The organism is Nocardia sp. NPDC050713 (assembly GCF_040654315.1).
Lineage (GTDB): Bacteria > Actinomycetota > Actinomycetes > Mycobacteriales > Mycobacteriaceae > Nocardia.
Genome location: NZ_JBFAHS010000003.1, coordinates 231,794 through 245,892, shown reverse-complemented (window position 1 = coordinate 245,892; position 14,099 = coordinate 231,794). Strand labels below are relative to the sequence as shown.

General features: G+C 70.6%; 11 protein-coding genes. 8 read left to right on the top strand and 3 right to left on the bottom strand.

Translation table 11 applies throughout. The features are described 5' to 3' along the window. Positions 1-30: 30 nt before the first annotated feature. Complete coding sequence (locus AB0H49_RS07615; protein WP_357248444.1) at positions 31-381, bottom strand: hypothetical protein; 351 nt, start codon at positions 379-381, stop codon at positions 31-33. A 62-nt stretch (positions 382-443) separates the two neighbouring features. Here AB0H49_RS07615 and AB0H49_RS07610 point away from each other — a divergent pair, with 62 nt between their 5' ends. Then, positions 444-1,409, top strand: coding sequence for a quinone oxidoreductase (locus AB0H49_RS07610; RefSeq protein ID WP_357248441.1), 966 nt, complete (start codon positions 444-446; stop codon positions 1,407-1,409). Positions 1,410-1,476: 67 nt separating this feature from the next. Here the strand turns inward: AB0H49_RS07610 and AB0H49_RS07605 are convergent, their stop codons facing one another. Then, on the bottom strand, positions 1,477-2,079 hold the full coding sequence (locus AB0H49_RS07605) for a TetR/AcrR family transcriptional regulator (protein WP_357248438.1): 603 nt from the start codon (positions 2,077-2,079) through the stop codon (positions 1,477-1,479). Positions 2,080-2,163: 84 nt separating this feature from the next. On the opposite strand from AB0H49_RS07605, the gene AB0H49_RS07600 reads away from it, so the two are divergent. Beyond that, a complete protein-coding gene (locus tag AB0H49_RS07600) occupies positions 2,164-3,588 on the top strand; it encodes an FAD-dependent monooxygenase (RefSeq protein ID WP_357248435.1) in 1,425 nt (474 codons plus the stop codon). Between the two features lie 56 nt (positions 3,589-3,644). Here AB0H49_RS07600 and AB0H49_RS07595 read toward each other — a convergent pair whose 3' ends face one another. Then, on the bottom strand, positions 3,645-4,538 hold the full coding sequence (locus AB0H49_RS07595) for a heme o synthase (protein ID WP_355002273.1): 894 nt from the start codon (positions 4,536-4,538) through the stop codon (positions 3,645-3,647). A 579-nt stretch (positions 4,539-5,117) separates the two neighbouring features. Here AB0H49_RS07595 and tkt point away from each other — a divergent pair. The 6 genes from tkt (at position 5,118) to AB0H49_RS07565 (ending at position 14,071) form a co-directional block, all read left to right on the top strand. Further along, positions 5,118-7,259 carry a transketolase gene (tkt, locus tag AB0H49_RS07590; RefSeq protein WP_357248433.1) on the top strand — a complete coding sequence of 714 codons (2,142 nt, stop codon included), beginning with the start codon at positions 5,118-5,120 and terminating at the stop codon, positions 7,257-7,259. A gap of 6 nt (positions 7,260-7,265) precedes the next feature. Next, positions 7,266-8,405, top strand: coding sequence for a transaldolase (gene tal / locus AB0H49_RS07585; protein WP_355002271.1), 1,140 nt, complete (start codon positions 7,266-7,268; stop codon positions 8,403-8,405). A 5-nt stretch (positions 8,406-8,410) separates the two neighbouring features. Further along, entirely contained in the window at positions 8,411-9,976 is a 1,566-nt protein-coding gene (gene zwf / locus AB0H49_RS07580; protein WP_357248429.1) for a glucose-6-phosphate dehydrogenase, read from the top strand. After that, positions 9,973-10,881 carry a glucose-6-phosphate dehydrogenase assembly protein OpcA gene (opcA, locus tag AB0H49_RS07575; RefSeq protein ID WP_355002269.1) on the top strand — a complete coding sequence of 303 codons (909 nt, stop codon included), beginning with the start codon at positions 9,973-9,975 and terminating at the stop codon, positions 10,879-10,881. The genes zwf and opcA overlap by 4 nt, the downstream gene beginning before the upstream one ends. Continuing rightward, entirely contained in the window at positions 10,874-11,614 is a 741-nt protein-coding gene (pgl, locus tag AB0H49_RS07570) for a 6-phosphogluconolactonase (RefSeq protein ID WP_355002268.1), read from the top strand. The genes opcA and pgl overlap by 8 nt, the downstream gene beginning before the upstream one ends. A 117-nt stretch (positions 11,615-11,731) precedes the next feature. After that, on the top strand, positions 11,732-14,071 hold the full coding sequence (locus AB0H49_RS07565; RefSeq protein ID WP_357248425.1) for a thiamine pyrophosphate-dependent enzyme: 2,340 nt from the start codon (positions 11,732-11,734) through the stop codon (positions 14,069-14,071). Positions 14,072-14,099: the final 28 nt, after the last annotated feature.

The window sequence follows — 14,099 nt, the reverse complement described above, 5'->3', positions numbered from 1 at the left end:
GCAGGGCCTGAGACCGGCCGGGCCGCCGCATCACTTCTCGTTGCGCGCCTTGGGGAAGCGGGTCTGCCGAGCTACCCAGCCCGCCATCTGCGCCCAGTGGCTCTTGCGCGGGGTGACGACGGAGGTGAGCTCACGGTCCCACTCGTCGGCCTCGGTCAGACCGTCGACGACCTCGACCAGCCGCTTGGCGGTGGGCAGATCGGCGACGACGCGGTCGCCGAGGATGCCGTCGGCGCCGACCAGGGTGACACGCACGCCGATGCGGCCGATCGGCTGCAGGACGGCCGTGGCCGAACCACCGTGATCGGCGAGGAATCCCTTCACCGAGTCGACGAGGGAACTCGACACCTTCACCGGGGGCGGGGCGGTCTCAACGCTCATGCTGGCGAGTTTACCGACCGGTAGGAGGTGGTCCAGACCCGGCGGGTGTAGAACTGAATCTCATGCGCGCCATTCAGGTTTCCGAACACGGTGGTCCCGAGGTCCTGCGGTACACGGAGGTCGAGGAGCCGAGCATCGGGCCGGACCAGCTGCTGGTGACCACCGAGGCGATCGGCGTCAATTACATCGATACCTACATCCGCACGGGGACCTACCCGCAGCCGGTCCCCTACGTGCCCGGCTCCGAGGGCACCGGCGTGGTGTCCGCGGTCGGCTCCGGCGTCACCGAGTTCGCGGTGGGCGATCGGGTCGCGTGGGCGGCCGCGCCGGGCAGCTACGCCGAGCGGGTCGTGGTCCCCGCCGCCGTCGCGATCCCGGTGCCGGACGGCGTCGATCCCCCGGTCGCCGCGTCGGCGCTGCTCCAGGGCATGACGGCGCACTATCTGATCGAGTCGATCTACACGCCGGAACCCGGCGAGACGGTGCTGGTGCACGCGGGCGCGGGCGGTGTCGGCCTGATCCTGACGCAGCTGGCCGCGGCGCGGGGCGCGCGGGTCATCACGACCGTGTCCTCCGACGAGAAGGAGACGCTCTCCCGCGAGGCGGGCGCGGCGGAGGTGCTTCGCTACGGCGACGACCTCGCCGACCAGGTCCGCAAGCTGACCGATGGGGTCGGTGTGGCGGCGGTCTACGACGGCGTCGGCAAGTCCACCTTCGACGCGAGCCTCGCCTCGGTGCGCGTGCGCGGCACGGTGGCCCTGTTCGGCGCGGCGAGCGGCCCGGTCCCGCCGTTCGACCCGCAGCGGTTGAACGCCGGTGGCTCGCTGTTCCTGACCCGTCCGTCGCTGGCGCACTACACCCGCGATCGGGCCGAATTGCTCTGGCGCGCTGGCGATATCCTCGCGGCGCTGGCGAAGGGCACGCTGCGCGTCCGGGTCGGTGCGACCTATCCGCTCGCGGAAGCCGAACGGGCGCACCGTGATCTGGAAGGCCGGAAGACCACGGGGTCGATCGTGCTGCTGCCCTGAGTCGTCGATCGTTGGTGGCGTGGCCGGTTCAGCATTTCCGGCCCGTCCGCCCGCAACGACTTCCGGTTCAGTAGTCCCGGCCGGTCAACCCGCGATAGATGAAGCGGGTCAGCCCTTCCACGGCTTCGTCGTCGTCCAGCTCGACGTTGCCGTCCGCCACCGCACCCAGCAGCCCCTGCGTGAGCAGGAACATCATGGCGAGGCTCGCGTCCGGCGTGCTCGGCAACCGTAAACCGGCGGCGGCGAAACCGGCCAGGTGATCGGCGATGTCGGCGCGCTGATCCTTGGCGAATTGTCCTGCGCTGCGGCCGAATTCGACATCGACCAAGGCCGCCTGCTCGACCGCGCGCAGCACCGCGACGTGCTCGCGCGCGAAACGCCAGTAGCCCTCGATGTGGTACCGGACCGCCTCGGGACGGCTGAAATCCGGGTCGTGGTCCTCCCCTTCGGCGCGTACGTCACCCGCGTCGGCCATATCGCGCAACAGCGCCGTGAGCAGGGCCTCCTTGCTCGCGAAGTGGTTGTAGAAGGAGCCCGCCGCCCGTCCGGCGGCCGCGGTGATGTCGGTGATCTTGGTGTTCAGATACCCGCGTTCGGCGAAGACCCGCAGTGCGGCCGCCTTGAGCGCCTGCTCCGTCTCGACCGATCTCTCCTTGCGGCTCGTCGCCACCGCGCCACCTCCTTGACAGGACAAGGTACCAACTCCAATACTGAATTCGGATTCAGTGAATTGAAATTCAGTATTGGAGTCATCGTGCAAGTACTCATCGCGGGAGCCGGACCGACCGGCCTCACCCTCGCCATCGATCTGGCCCGCCGCGGCGTGCCGGTGCGCATCGTCGACCAGGCCGCCGAATTCTTCGCGGGGTCACGCGGCGACGGCATCCAGCCGCGCACGCTCGAGGTGTTCGACGATCTCGGTGTGCTCGACGCGGTGCTCGCGGCGGGCGCGCCCATCCCGGTGCTACGCGCCTACCTCGGTGGCGAGTTCGTCGGGGAACGCCGGATGGCCGAACCCGTCGCGCCGACGCCCGCGGTCCCCTACCCCAATGGGTGGACGCTCGGGCAGTCACGCACCGAGGCGATCCTGCGCGACCGGCTCGCCGAGTTCGGCGTACGCGTGCAGACCGGCACCGCCCTGGTGTCGTTCGAGCAGGACGACGACGGCGTCACCGCGATCCTGGACCGCGACGGTGCGCGGGAGACCGTGCGGGCGGCGTACCTGGTCGGCGCGGACGGCGGTCGCAGCACGGTGCGCAAGGGCTTGGGCATCCCGTTCGAAGGCAGCACGGACGACTCCCTCCGCATGCTGCTCGGCGACGTGCGCGCCGACGCCCTCGACCACGAGTACGGCTACTGGTTCGCCGCCGACGCCGAACGTCCGATGGACGGCATCGTGCTGGCGCCGTTGCCCGGCGGCGCGCACTTCCAGGTCGCCGCGCCGCTGACCGAGAACGCCGCGCCGACGCTCACGCTGCTGCAGCGCTACGTCGACCACCACAGCGGCCGCTCCGACATCGTGCTCACCGATCTGGCCTGGGTCACCGTCTGGCGGCCGAACATCCGGCTGGCCCAGCGCTTTCGGGACGGCCGGGTGTTCCTCGCCGGGGACGCCGCGCACACGCACCCGCCCACCGGCGGCCAGGGCATGAACACCGGCATTCAGGACGCCTACAACCTCGGCTGGAAGCTCGCCGCCGCGCTCCAGGGCGACGAATCCGCGCTCGACAGCTACGAATCCGAGCGACGGGCGGTGGCGGCGCGAGTGCTCGGCCTCAGCACCGCGCTGCTGGACAAGCTGACCCAGGGCGACGAGGACGCGCTCGAACGCGGCGAGGAGACCCGCCAGCTGGACATCAGCTACCGGGCGCCCGGCGATCACCGGGCATTGGCGGTGGGCGACCGCGCGCCCGACGCGCCGGTGAAGGACGCCGACGGACGCCAGGTGCGGCTGTTCGACCTGTTCCGCGGACCGCACGCGACGCTGCTCTGCTTCGGCGCGACGGGTCCGCTGCCCGCCGAACCGGGCGCGCGGAGTTACGCCGTGCTGCGCCCCGGCGTGACGACCGCCGAACCGTACGTTGTCGATGTCGACGGGCACGCGTTCTCGGCGTACGCCGCCGTCGATGGCGAACGAGTCCTAGTGCGTCCCGACGGACACCTCGGCCGCCGCGACTGATCGCACCGACGAAAAGGCCGACGCGCGACGCGTCGGCCTTTCTCGAATCCGGGCGACTACCCGAAGAAGCTTCCGATGGTCTCCCAGCCGAGCACCGAGTCCACCGCCAGACCGCAGAACACCACGGCCAGGTAGTTGTTCGACTGGAGGAACAGCCGCAGCGGCTTGACCGACTCCCCGCGCCGCACGCCCGCGTACAGCTGGTGCGCCATGAGCAGGAACCACGCGCCCGCCACCAGCGCCACCGCGGCGTAGAGCACGCCGGTGGCCGGCACCAGCGCCAGCGTGGTGAGCACGGTGAGCCAGGTGTAGATGACGATCTGCTTGGTCACCGTGCGCTCGGTGGCGACCACCGGCAGCATCGGCACGCCCGCCGCGCGGTAGTCCTCCTTGTAGCGCATGGCCAGCGCCCAGGTGTGCGGCGGCGTCCAGAAGAAGATGACGCCGAACAGCGCGATCGCGGGCCAGCCGATGCCGCCGGTGACCGCCGACCAGCCGACCAGCGCGGGCATGCAGCCCGCCGCGCCGCCCCAGACGACGTTCTGCGAGGTGCGCCGCTTCAGGCCGAGGGTGTAGACGAAGACGTAGAACAGGATGGTCGCGACGACGAGCGCGCCGGCGAGCAGGTTCGCCTGCCACCACAGCCAGGCGAAGGATCCGATGCCGAGCGCGACGCCGAAGACGAACGCGTTGCGGGTCGGCACCGCCTCCCTGGCCAGCGGGCGCTTGGCGGTGCGCTTCATCACCTTGTCGATGTCCGCGTCGGCCACGCAGTTGAGCGTGTTGGCGCTCGCGGCGCCCATCCAGCCGCCGAACAGGGTGGCCAGGATCAGCGGCATGTCCACGTCGCTGCCGCGGTCGGCGAGCAGCATGGTCGGGATCGTGGCGACGAGCAGCAGCTCGATGACGCGCGGCTTGGTCAACGCGATGTAGGCGAGCACCCGTCGCATGAGCCGGGACGGTAGGCCGGGACCAGTGAAACGGTCGGCAAGCACCGTCGCGGAGGAGCCGTGTGCGCCATCGCCACCCGGCTGTTGCCCAATCCGCACTGTCTCTCCTCGCACGCTGTGCATCGCATCCGGCAATGGAACGAGCAGCTCGCTCGGACCCGCTGTCACGGATGCGCGAGAGCCGGACGTCCGTCCGCCTCGGCGCCCTACAGCCGAATGCGGCGCGGCTACTACTACAGAGGATGGTAGACCCCCGCCGACATCGCTCCGCCGCGAGCCCCGCCCGGCGCGAGGCCCCGACGCCCGATCAGTGCGCCCCGACACACTCCGCGCACGGTCCCGGCCGAGGCCGAGACGCGCCCGAGGGACGCAGCCGGATGCGGTCCTCCATCAGCCCGCGCACGGCCGGATCGGAGGCGAAGATGCGCCGTTAAAGCGGGTTCCCGGCATGGCGCTCAGCGGGCACATCTAGGGTGGTTGGATACACAACCGGTATGCATGCCACAGCTGCCGTGCGTTCCCACCGCCGTTACCAAGCACACCGCCGTCGACGAGACCAATGTCAGGAGAATCTCGGTCGTGTCAGTCACAGACGACATCCGCGCCCTCACTCAGCCGAACTACCCGGACGACTGGACGGATCTGGACACCAAGGCCGTCGACACTGTCCGCGTCCTAGCCGCCGACGCGGTGCAGAACGCGGGCAACGGCCACCCGGGCACCGCCATGAGCCTGGCTCCGCTGGCCTACACCCTCTACCAGCGGGTGCTGCGCCACGATCCGAGCGACCCGAGCTGGGTCGGCCGGGACCGTTTCGTGCTGTCGTGCGGCCACTCCAGCCTCACCCAGTACATCCAGCTCTACCTGACCGGCTTCGGTCTGGAACTGGACGACCTGAAGAACCTGCGCAAGTGGGGCTCGCTCACCCCCGGCCACCCGGAGTTCCGGCACACCGACGGCGTCGAGATCACCACCGGCCCGCTGGGCCAGGGTCTGGCCTCCGCGGTCGGCATGGCGATGGCGGCGCGCCGCGAGCGCGGCCTGTTCGACCCGGCCGCCGCGCCGGGCGCCAGCCCCTTCGACCACTTCGTCTACGTGGTGGCCTCCGACGGCGACCTCGAGGAAGGCGTCACCTCCGAGGCGTCCTCGCTCGCGGGCACCCAGCAGCTGGGCAACCTGATCGTCTTCTACGACGACAACCGGATCTCCATCGAGGACGACACCACCATCGCCTTCACCGAGGACGTGGCCGCGCGCTACGAGGCCTACGGCTGGCACGTGCAGACCGTGCAGGGCGGCGAGGACGTCGTCGCGATCGAGGCCGCCGTCGAGGCCGCCAAGGCCGAGACGGGCAAGCCGTCGATCATCGTGCTGCGCACCGTGATCGGCTACCCGGCCCCGAACAAGATGAACACCGGAGCCTCGCACGGCGCGGCGCTCGGCGCCGACGAGGTGGCCGCCACCAAGAAGATCCTCGGCTTCGATCCCGAGCAGAGCTTCCAAGTCGACGACGCCGTCATCGCGCACACCCGCAAGGCCGTCGAGCGTGGCAAGGCGGCGCACGCGGAATGGCAGCGGCAGTTCGACGCGTGGGCCGCGGCCAACCCGGAGAACAAGGCGCTGTTCGACCGGCTCGTCGAGCGCAGGCTGCCGGAGGGCTGGACCGACAACCTGCCGGTGCACGAGCCCGACCCCAAGGGCATGGCCACGCGCAAGGCGTCCGGCAAGGTGCTCGCCGCGCTCGCCGAGGTGCTCCCCGAGCTGTGGGGCGGCTCGGCCGACCTCGCCGAGTCCAACAACACCACCATGCCCGGCCAGCCCAGCTTCGGCCCCGAGTCGATCTCGACCGGCATGTGGAAGGCCAACCCGTTCGGCCGCACCCTGCACTTCGGTGTGCGCGAGCACGCGATGGGCTCGATTCTCAACGGCATCGCGCTGCACGGTCCGACCCGGCCGTACGGCGGCACCTTCCTGGTGTTCAGCGACTACATGCGCCCGGCGGTCCGCCTCGCGGCGCTGATGCGGGTGCCCGCGATCTACGTCTGGACCCACGACTCCATCGGCCTCGGCGAGGACGGCCCGACCCACCAGCCGATCGAGCACTTGGCCGCGCTGCGCGCGATCCCGGGCCTGAACGTGGTGCGTCCCGGTGACGCCAACGAGACCACCTACGCCTGGCGCACCATCCTCGAGCGTGAATCGGCCGAGAACGCCTCGCACTTCTCGGTGTCGGAGATGCCGCACCAGGACGGCCCTTCCGCGCTGGCGCTGACCCGCCAGGATCTGCCGATCCAGGAGGGCACCAGCTACGAGGGCGTCGCCAAGGGCGGCTACGTCCTGGCCGAGGCGTCCACCGGAACCCCGCAGGTGATCCTGATCGCCACGGGCTCGGAGCTGCAGCTCGCCGTGGCCGCGCGCACTACGCTGGAGGCGCAGGGCATCGGCACCCGGGTGGTCTCGATGCCGTGTGTGGAGTGGTTCGACGCGCAGGACAAGGCTTACCGGGACGAGGTGCTTCCGCCCGCGATCCGCGCGCGCGTCGTCGTCGAGGCCGGTATCGCGATGCCGTGGCACCGGTTCGCCGGTGACGCGGGCGAGATCGTGTCCATCGAGCACTTCGGCGCCTCGGCCGATTACAAGACCCTGTTCCGCGAGTTCGGCATCACCGAAGACGCGGTCGTTGCCGCCGCGCAGCGCACGCTGGACAACGTGAAGGGATAAGACCTCATGGCACAGAACGAAAACCTCGCCGCACTCGCCGCGGCGGGCGTCTCGGTGTGGCTCGACGATCTGTCGCGGGACCGGATCCAGTCCGGCAACCTGGCCGAGCTGGTCGCGACCCGCAGCGTCGTCGGCGTGACCACCAACCCGACGATCTTCCAGGGCGCGCTCAGCAAGGGTCACGCCTACGACGCGCAGGTGAAAGCGCTTGCCGCGCAAGGGGCGGACGCCGACGCGGCGATCCGCACCATCACCACCGACGACGTGCGCGCGGCCTGCGACGTGCTGGCCGGGGTGTACGAGTCCTCCGGCGGCGTGGACGGCCGGGTCTCCATCGAGGTCGACCCGCGGCTGGCCTTCGACGCCGAGAAGACCGTCGCGCAGGCCATCGACCTGTGGAAGACGGTGGACCGCCCCAACCTGTTCATCAAGATCCCCGCGACCGAGGCGGGCCTGCCCGCCATCACCGCGGTGATCGCCGAGGGCATCAGCGTGAACGTCACCCTGATCTTCTCGGTGGCGCGCTACCGCTCGGTGATGGGCGCCTACCTGGACGGTCTGCGCCGGGCCAAGGCCGCGGGCTACGACCTGGCCAAGATCCATTCCGTCGCTTCGTTCTTCGTGTCCCGGGTGGACACCGAGATCGACAAGCGGCTGGAGGCGATCGGCTCCGACGAGGCGCTCGCGCTGCGCGGCAAGGCCGGTGTGGCCAACGCCCGCCTCGCCTACGCCGAGTACCAGGACGTGTTCGACGGCGGCAAGCACACCTCCACCTACGCGCACCTGGCCTCGGTCGGCGCGAACCGGCAGCGGCCGCTGTGGGCGTCGACCGGCGTCAAGAACCCGGACTACTCCGACACCCTCTACGTCACCGAGCTGGTCGCCCCGAACACCGTGAACACGTTGCCGGAGAAGACGCTCGAGGCGGTCGCCGACCACGGCGAGGTCCGCGGCGACACCGTCCGCGGCACCGCTGCGGAGGCCAAGGAGGTCTTCGACAAGCTCGCCGCGGTGGGCATCGACCTGGACGACGTGTTCGACGTGCTCGAGCGCGAGGGCGTCGACAAGTTCGAGAAGTCCTGGGAGGAACTGCTTTCCGCCACCGCCGAGGAGTTGGGCGCAGCGTCGTCGGCCGGGGGCAACTGAATCCCATGGCAGGCTCGGCCAAAACGTCGACAGTCTGGAAGAACCCACTCCGCGACGAGCGGGACAAGCGGGTACCGCGGATCGCGGGACCGTGCAGCATGGTCATCTTCGGTGTCACCGGTGACCTGTCCCGCAAGAAACTGATGCCCGCCATCTACGACCTGGCGAACCGGGGGCTGCTGCCCCCGGGTTTCGCGCTGGTCGGTTTCGCGCGGCGCGATTACGCGGACGAGGACTTCGCCGCGGTCGTGCTCGACGCGGTGAAGGCGCACGCCCGCACGCCCTTCCGTCAGGAGGTCTGGGACCACCTGGCGGAGGGAATCCGGTTCGTGCAGGGCACCTTCGACGACGACGCCGCCTTCGCCAGGCTCGCCGACACCCTCGGCAGGCTGGACAAGGAGCGCGGCACCGGCGGCAATCACGCCTTCTACCTGTCCATTCCGCCGGACATGTTCCCGGTGGTGCTCGACCAGCTCTCCGAGCACAAGCTCGCGCAGCCGAGCACCACCGATATCGCCGGGCGCAGGCCGTGGCGGCGGGTGGTGATCGAGAAGCCGTTCGGGCACGACCTGGACAGCGCCGTCGAGCTCAACGAGCTGGTCAACCGGGTGTTCCCGGAGGAGACGGTGTTCCGCATCGATCACTATCTCGGCAAGGAGACGGTGCAGAACATCCTGGCGCTGCGCTTCGCCAACCAGTTGTTCGACCCGATCTGGAACGCCAACTACGTCGACCACGTCCAGATCACCATGGCCGAGGACATCGGCCTCGGCGGACGTGCGGGCTACTACGACGGCATCGGCGCGGCGCGCGACGTCATCCAGAACCATCTGCTGCAGCTGCTCGCGCTCACCGCCATGGAGGAGCCGATCAGCTTCGAGCCCAAGCAGTTGCAGACCGAGAAGATCAAGGTGCTCTCGGCGACCAAGCTGGTGGAGCCGCTGGAAGAGACCACGGCGCGCGGGCAGTATTCGGAGGGCTGGCAGGGCGGCGAGCACGTCGTCGGCCTGCTCGACGAGGAGGGTTTCGACCCGGAGTCCAAGACCGAGACCTACGCGGCGATCACCCTCGAGGTCGACACCCGGCGCTGGGCGGGCGTGCCGTTCTACCTGCGTACCGGAAAACGCTTGGGCCGCAGGGTGACCGAGATCGCGGTCGTCTTCAAGCGGGCGCCGCACCTGCCCTTCGACCAGACCATGACCGAGGAGCTCGGTCAGAACGCGCTGGTCATCCGGGTGCAGCCGGACGAAGGCATCACCATGCGCTTCGGTTCGAAGGTGCCGGGCTCGGGCATGGAAGTGCGTGACGTCAACATGGATTTCAGTTACGGCGAGGCGTTCACCGAGTCCTCCCCCGAGGCCTACGAACGCCTGATCCTCGACGTGCTGCTCGGGGTGCCGTCGCTGTTCCCGGTGAACGCGGAGGTCGAATTGTCCTGGCGCATCCTGGATCCGGTGCTCGAGCGGTGGGCGGCGGACGGCAAGCCCGATCCGTATCCCGCGGGCACGTGGGGTCCGGCCTCGGCCGACGAGATGCTCGAGCGCACCGGCCGGGAATGGCGGCGCCCGTGATCATCGACATGCCCGACACCACGACCGGCGCGGTCACCAAGCGCCTGGTGCAGCTGCGCGAGAGCAACGGCGTCATCACCATGGGCCGGGTGCTCACCCTGGTGGTGTGCACGCTGGACAGCTCCGAAGCCGAGGACGCCATCGACGCGGCCAACGACGCCAGCCGCGAACATCCCTGTCGCGTAGTGGTTCTCGCGCGCGGCGACCGCGAGGCGGAGACCAAGCTGGACGCGCAGATCCGGGTGGGCGGCGACGCGGGCGCGGCCGAGGTGATCGTGCTGCGCCTGCAGGGCGAGCTGGTGAGCCACGAGAGCAGCGTCGTCATCCCGTTCCTGCTGCCCGACACCCCGGTGGTGGCGTGGTGGCCGCGTGGCGCGCCGGAGTTCCCGTCCAAGGACTCGGTGGGACGCCTGGCGACCCGGCGCATCACCGATGCCACCTTCGCCGCCGACCCGCAGGCGACGATCAAGAAGCGGCGCGCCTCCTACGCCTCGGGCGACACCGACCTGGCGTGGAGCCGGATCACCTACTGGCGGGCACTGCTGGCCGCCTCGCTGGACGAGCCGCCCTTCGAACCGGTCGAGTCGGTGACCGTGTCGGGGCTGCGCGACGAGCCCGCGCTGGACATGCTCGCCGGCTGGCTGGCCGCCCGGCTGGGCTGCCCGGTGCGCAGACGCTCGGGCGCGCTGCGGGTGGAGGTGAACCGCCCGTCGGCGTCCATGTCCATCGAACGCCCGCAGACCGGGCGCACCGCGACGCTCACCCGCACCGGTGATCCCGATCAGCGAATCGCTTTGGCGCGGAGGGAGACTCGCGACTGCCTCGCCGAGGAACTGCGTCGGCTCGACGCCGACGAGATCTATCACGAAGCCCTCGCCGGAATCGAGAAGGTGACCTATGAGTGAGACTCCCCGCGACACCGTAGAGGTCCACCCCGACGCCGACGCGCTCGTCGCCGCGGCGGCCGCCCGCTTCGTGCAGGTGGTCACGGCCGCCCAGGCCGAGCGCGGCTCGGCGTCGGTGGTGCTGACCGGTGGCGGCACCGGCATCGCGATGCTCGAGCAGGTGCGCAAGGCGCCCGGCGACATCGACTGGTCGCGGCTCGACATCTTCTGGGGGGACGAGCGTTTTGTCCCCGCTGGCGATCCCGAGCGCAACGAGCTGCAGGCCAGGCAGGCGCTGCTCGACCATGTGCCGGTCGATCACGCCAGGGTGCATCCGGTGGCGACGTCCGACGGCGAGTACCCCGATCCGGTCGAGGCCGCGGCCGAGTACTCGGCGGCGGTGCACGCCCACCTCGCCGAGCACGGCGCGTTCGACCTGCACCTGCTCGGCATGGGCCCCGACGCGCACATCAACTCGCTGTTCCCGGACACCGACGCGGTGCGCGAGGAGCACGAACTCGTTGTGGCCGTGACGAATTCCCCCAAGCCGCCGCCGGTCCGCGTCACGCTGACGCTGCCCGCGGTGCGGCGCTCGCGACACGTGATGCTGGTCGTCGCCGGGGCGGGCAAGGCCGAAGCGGTCGCCGCGGCGGTCGGCGGCGCCGAGCCGGTCGACATCCCGGCCGCGGGCGCGGCGGGTCGGGAATCCACCATCTGGTTGCTGGATCGAGAAGCCGCGAGCGCGCTGCGCTGACAACGGAGGTCGGGTGCCGCACCTGCTCGTCGACAACCCCACCGGTCGCTCGATGGACCGGCGGCATGGTCGCGCGGCCCACGCCGATCCGCCGTGCTCGCCGCGCGCGGGGCAGCGATGAGCGGGGCGGCGCCGGTATCCGGCGCGGATCCGGCGCGGGCACTGGACGAGCGGTTCCGCGCCGAGATCGGCACGCTGGCGCCGCGACATATTCGCGACGACAACCTCGGCCCCGGCCTCTCCCCTGACACGCTGTGGGAGGTCTTCGACGCGCAGGCCACCAGCAGGCATCTCGATCTGGCGGCGCGCGCGCTCGGCGTGGCCAAGCGCGGCTACTACAGCATCGGCTCGTCCGGTCACGAAGGCAACGCGGCGCTCTCGGTCGCGACGCGGGCCACCGACCCGGCGCTGCTGCACTATCGGTCGGGCGCGTTCTTCGTGCACCGCGCGCGCCGGGTGCCGGGGCTGGATCCGATTCGCGACGTGCTGCTCGGCGTGGTCGCCGCGGCGGTCGACCCCATCTCCGGCGGCAGGCACAAGGTCTTCGGCAGCAAATCGGCGCACGTGATACCGCAGACCTCCACCATCGCCTCGCACCTGCCGCGAGCGGTCGGGCTGGCCTTCGCGATCGAACGGGCGGGGCGGCTCCGCATCCCGTCGGAATGGCCGCGAGACTCGGTGGTGCTGTGCACTTTCGGCGATGCCTCGGCCAACCACTCGACGGCGGCGGGTGCCGTCAATGCCGCGATTCACACCGCGCACCAAGGGATTCCGGTGCCGATCCTGTTCGTCTGCGAGGACAACGGCATCGGCATCAGCGTGCCGACCCCTCCGGACTGGATCGAGAACGCGTACGGAACACGGCCGGGGCTGGCCTATTTCGACGCCGACGGCTGCGATCCGATCGACGCGCTCACCGTGTCCGAACGCGCCGTCCGCTGGGTGCGCGAGCAGCGCAAGCCCGCGTTCCTGCGGCTGCGCACGGTGCGGTTGCTCGGTCATGCCGGTTCGGACATGGAGGCCGCGTACCGCCGTCCCGCCGACATCGCGGCCGATCTGGTGCGCGACCCGGTCGTCGCGACGGCCCGGCTGCTCGTCGAACGGGGCCTGTCCAAGCCCGACGAGGTGGTCGCGTTCTACGACGAGATCGGGCACCGGGTGACCGCCATGGCCGAATTGGTCTGGCGGGAACCGAAATTGACGTCCACGGCGGCCGTCACCGCGCCCTTGGCGCCCGCTCGTCCCGAGGCGGTGCGGGCCGACGTGCTGCGCGACGCGCCGCCCTCTGAGGGGCCGGGGCATGCTTCCGATGCGGTCGGCGCGCCCCCTGGGCGGACGGCGCCGCACGAGCAGGCGGATTCGCGGTCCGAGGCACGCGGCACGGCATCCCGGTACGGCGCGCGCCTCACGGGTCCGGACCGTCGCACGACCCGCACCACCGCGCCCGCGAGCGACCCCGGGACGACCGTCGCGCAGGCGATCAACCACACCCTGGCGGACCTGCTCGCGCGCGACCCCGACGTGCTGGTCTTCGGCGAGGACGTCGGCCGCAAAGGCGGCGTGTACGGCGTCACCAAGGGTTTGCAGAAGCGTTTCGGCGCGCGCCGCGTCTTCGACACGCTGCTCGATGAACAGAGCGTGCTCGGCACCGCACTCGGCGCGGGGCTCGCCGGTTTCGTCCCGATTCCGGAGATCCAGTACCTCGCCTACCTGCACAACGCCGCCGACCAGTTGCGCGGCGAGGCGGCCACCCTCCAGTTCTTCTCGCACGGCCGCTACCGCAATCCGATGGTGGTGCGGATCGCGGGGCTGGCCTACCAGAAGGGCTTCGGCGGGCACTTCCACAACGACAATTCCGTTGCGGCGCTTCGTGACATCCCCGGGCTGGTGATCGCGGTGCCGTCCCGCGCCGACGACGCGGCGGCGCTGCTGCGCACCTGCGTCTCGGCGGCGCGGGTGGACGGACGGGTATGCGTCTACCTCGAACCCATCGCCCTGTACCACACCAAGGACCTGCATCCCGGCGACGGCGCGTGGTTGGCCCCCGCCGCCGGGCCGCACGTGGAAATCGGCCGCGCCCGCGTCTACGGCGACGGCGGCGACCTCACGATCGTGAGCTTCGGCAACGGCGTCCCGATGAGCCTGCGGGTGGCGGACCGGCTCGCGGCGCGCGGTGTCCGCGCCCGCGTGCTCGACCTGCGTTGGCTCAATCCGCTGCCGGTCGCCGATCTGCTCGCGCACGCTCGTGCCACCGGCCGTGTCCTCGTCGCCGACGAAACCCGCCACAGCGGCGGCGTTTCCGAATCGGTGTGCACCGCGCTGATCGATGCCGGTTTCGCCGGTCGCGTCGCGCGGGTGACCAGCACGGACAGCTTCGTCCCGCTCGGGCCCGCGGCGGACACCGTGCTGTTGGACGAGACCGGTATCGAGAAGGCCGCGGCGGAGTTGCTCTCCTGACCGGCGCTGGCGGACGAAGTCCGTCGGA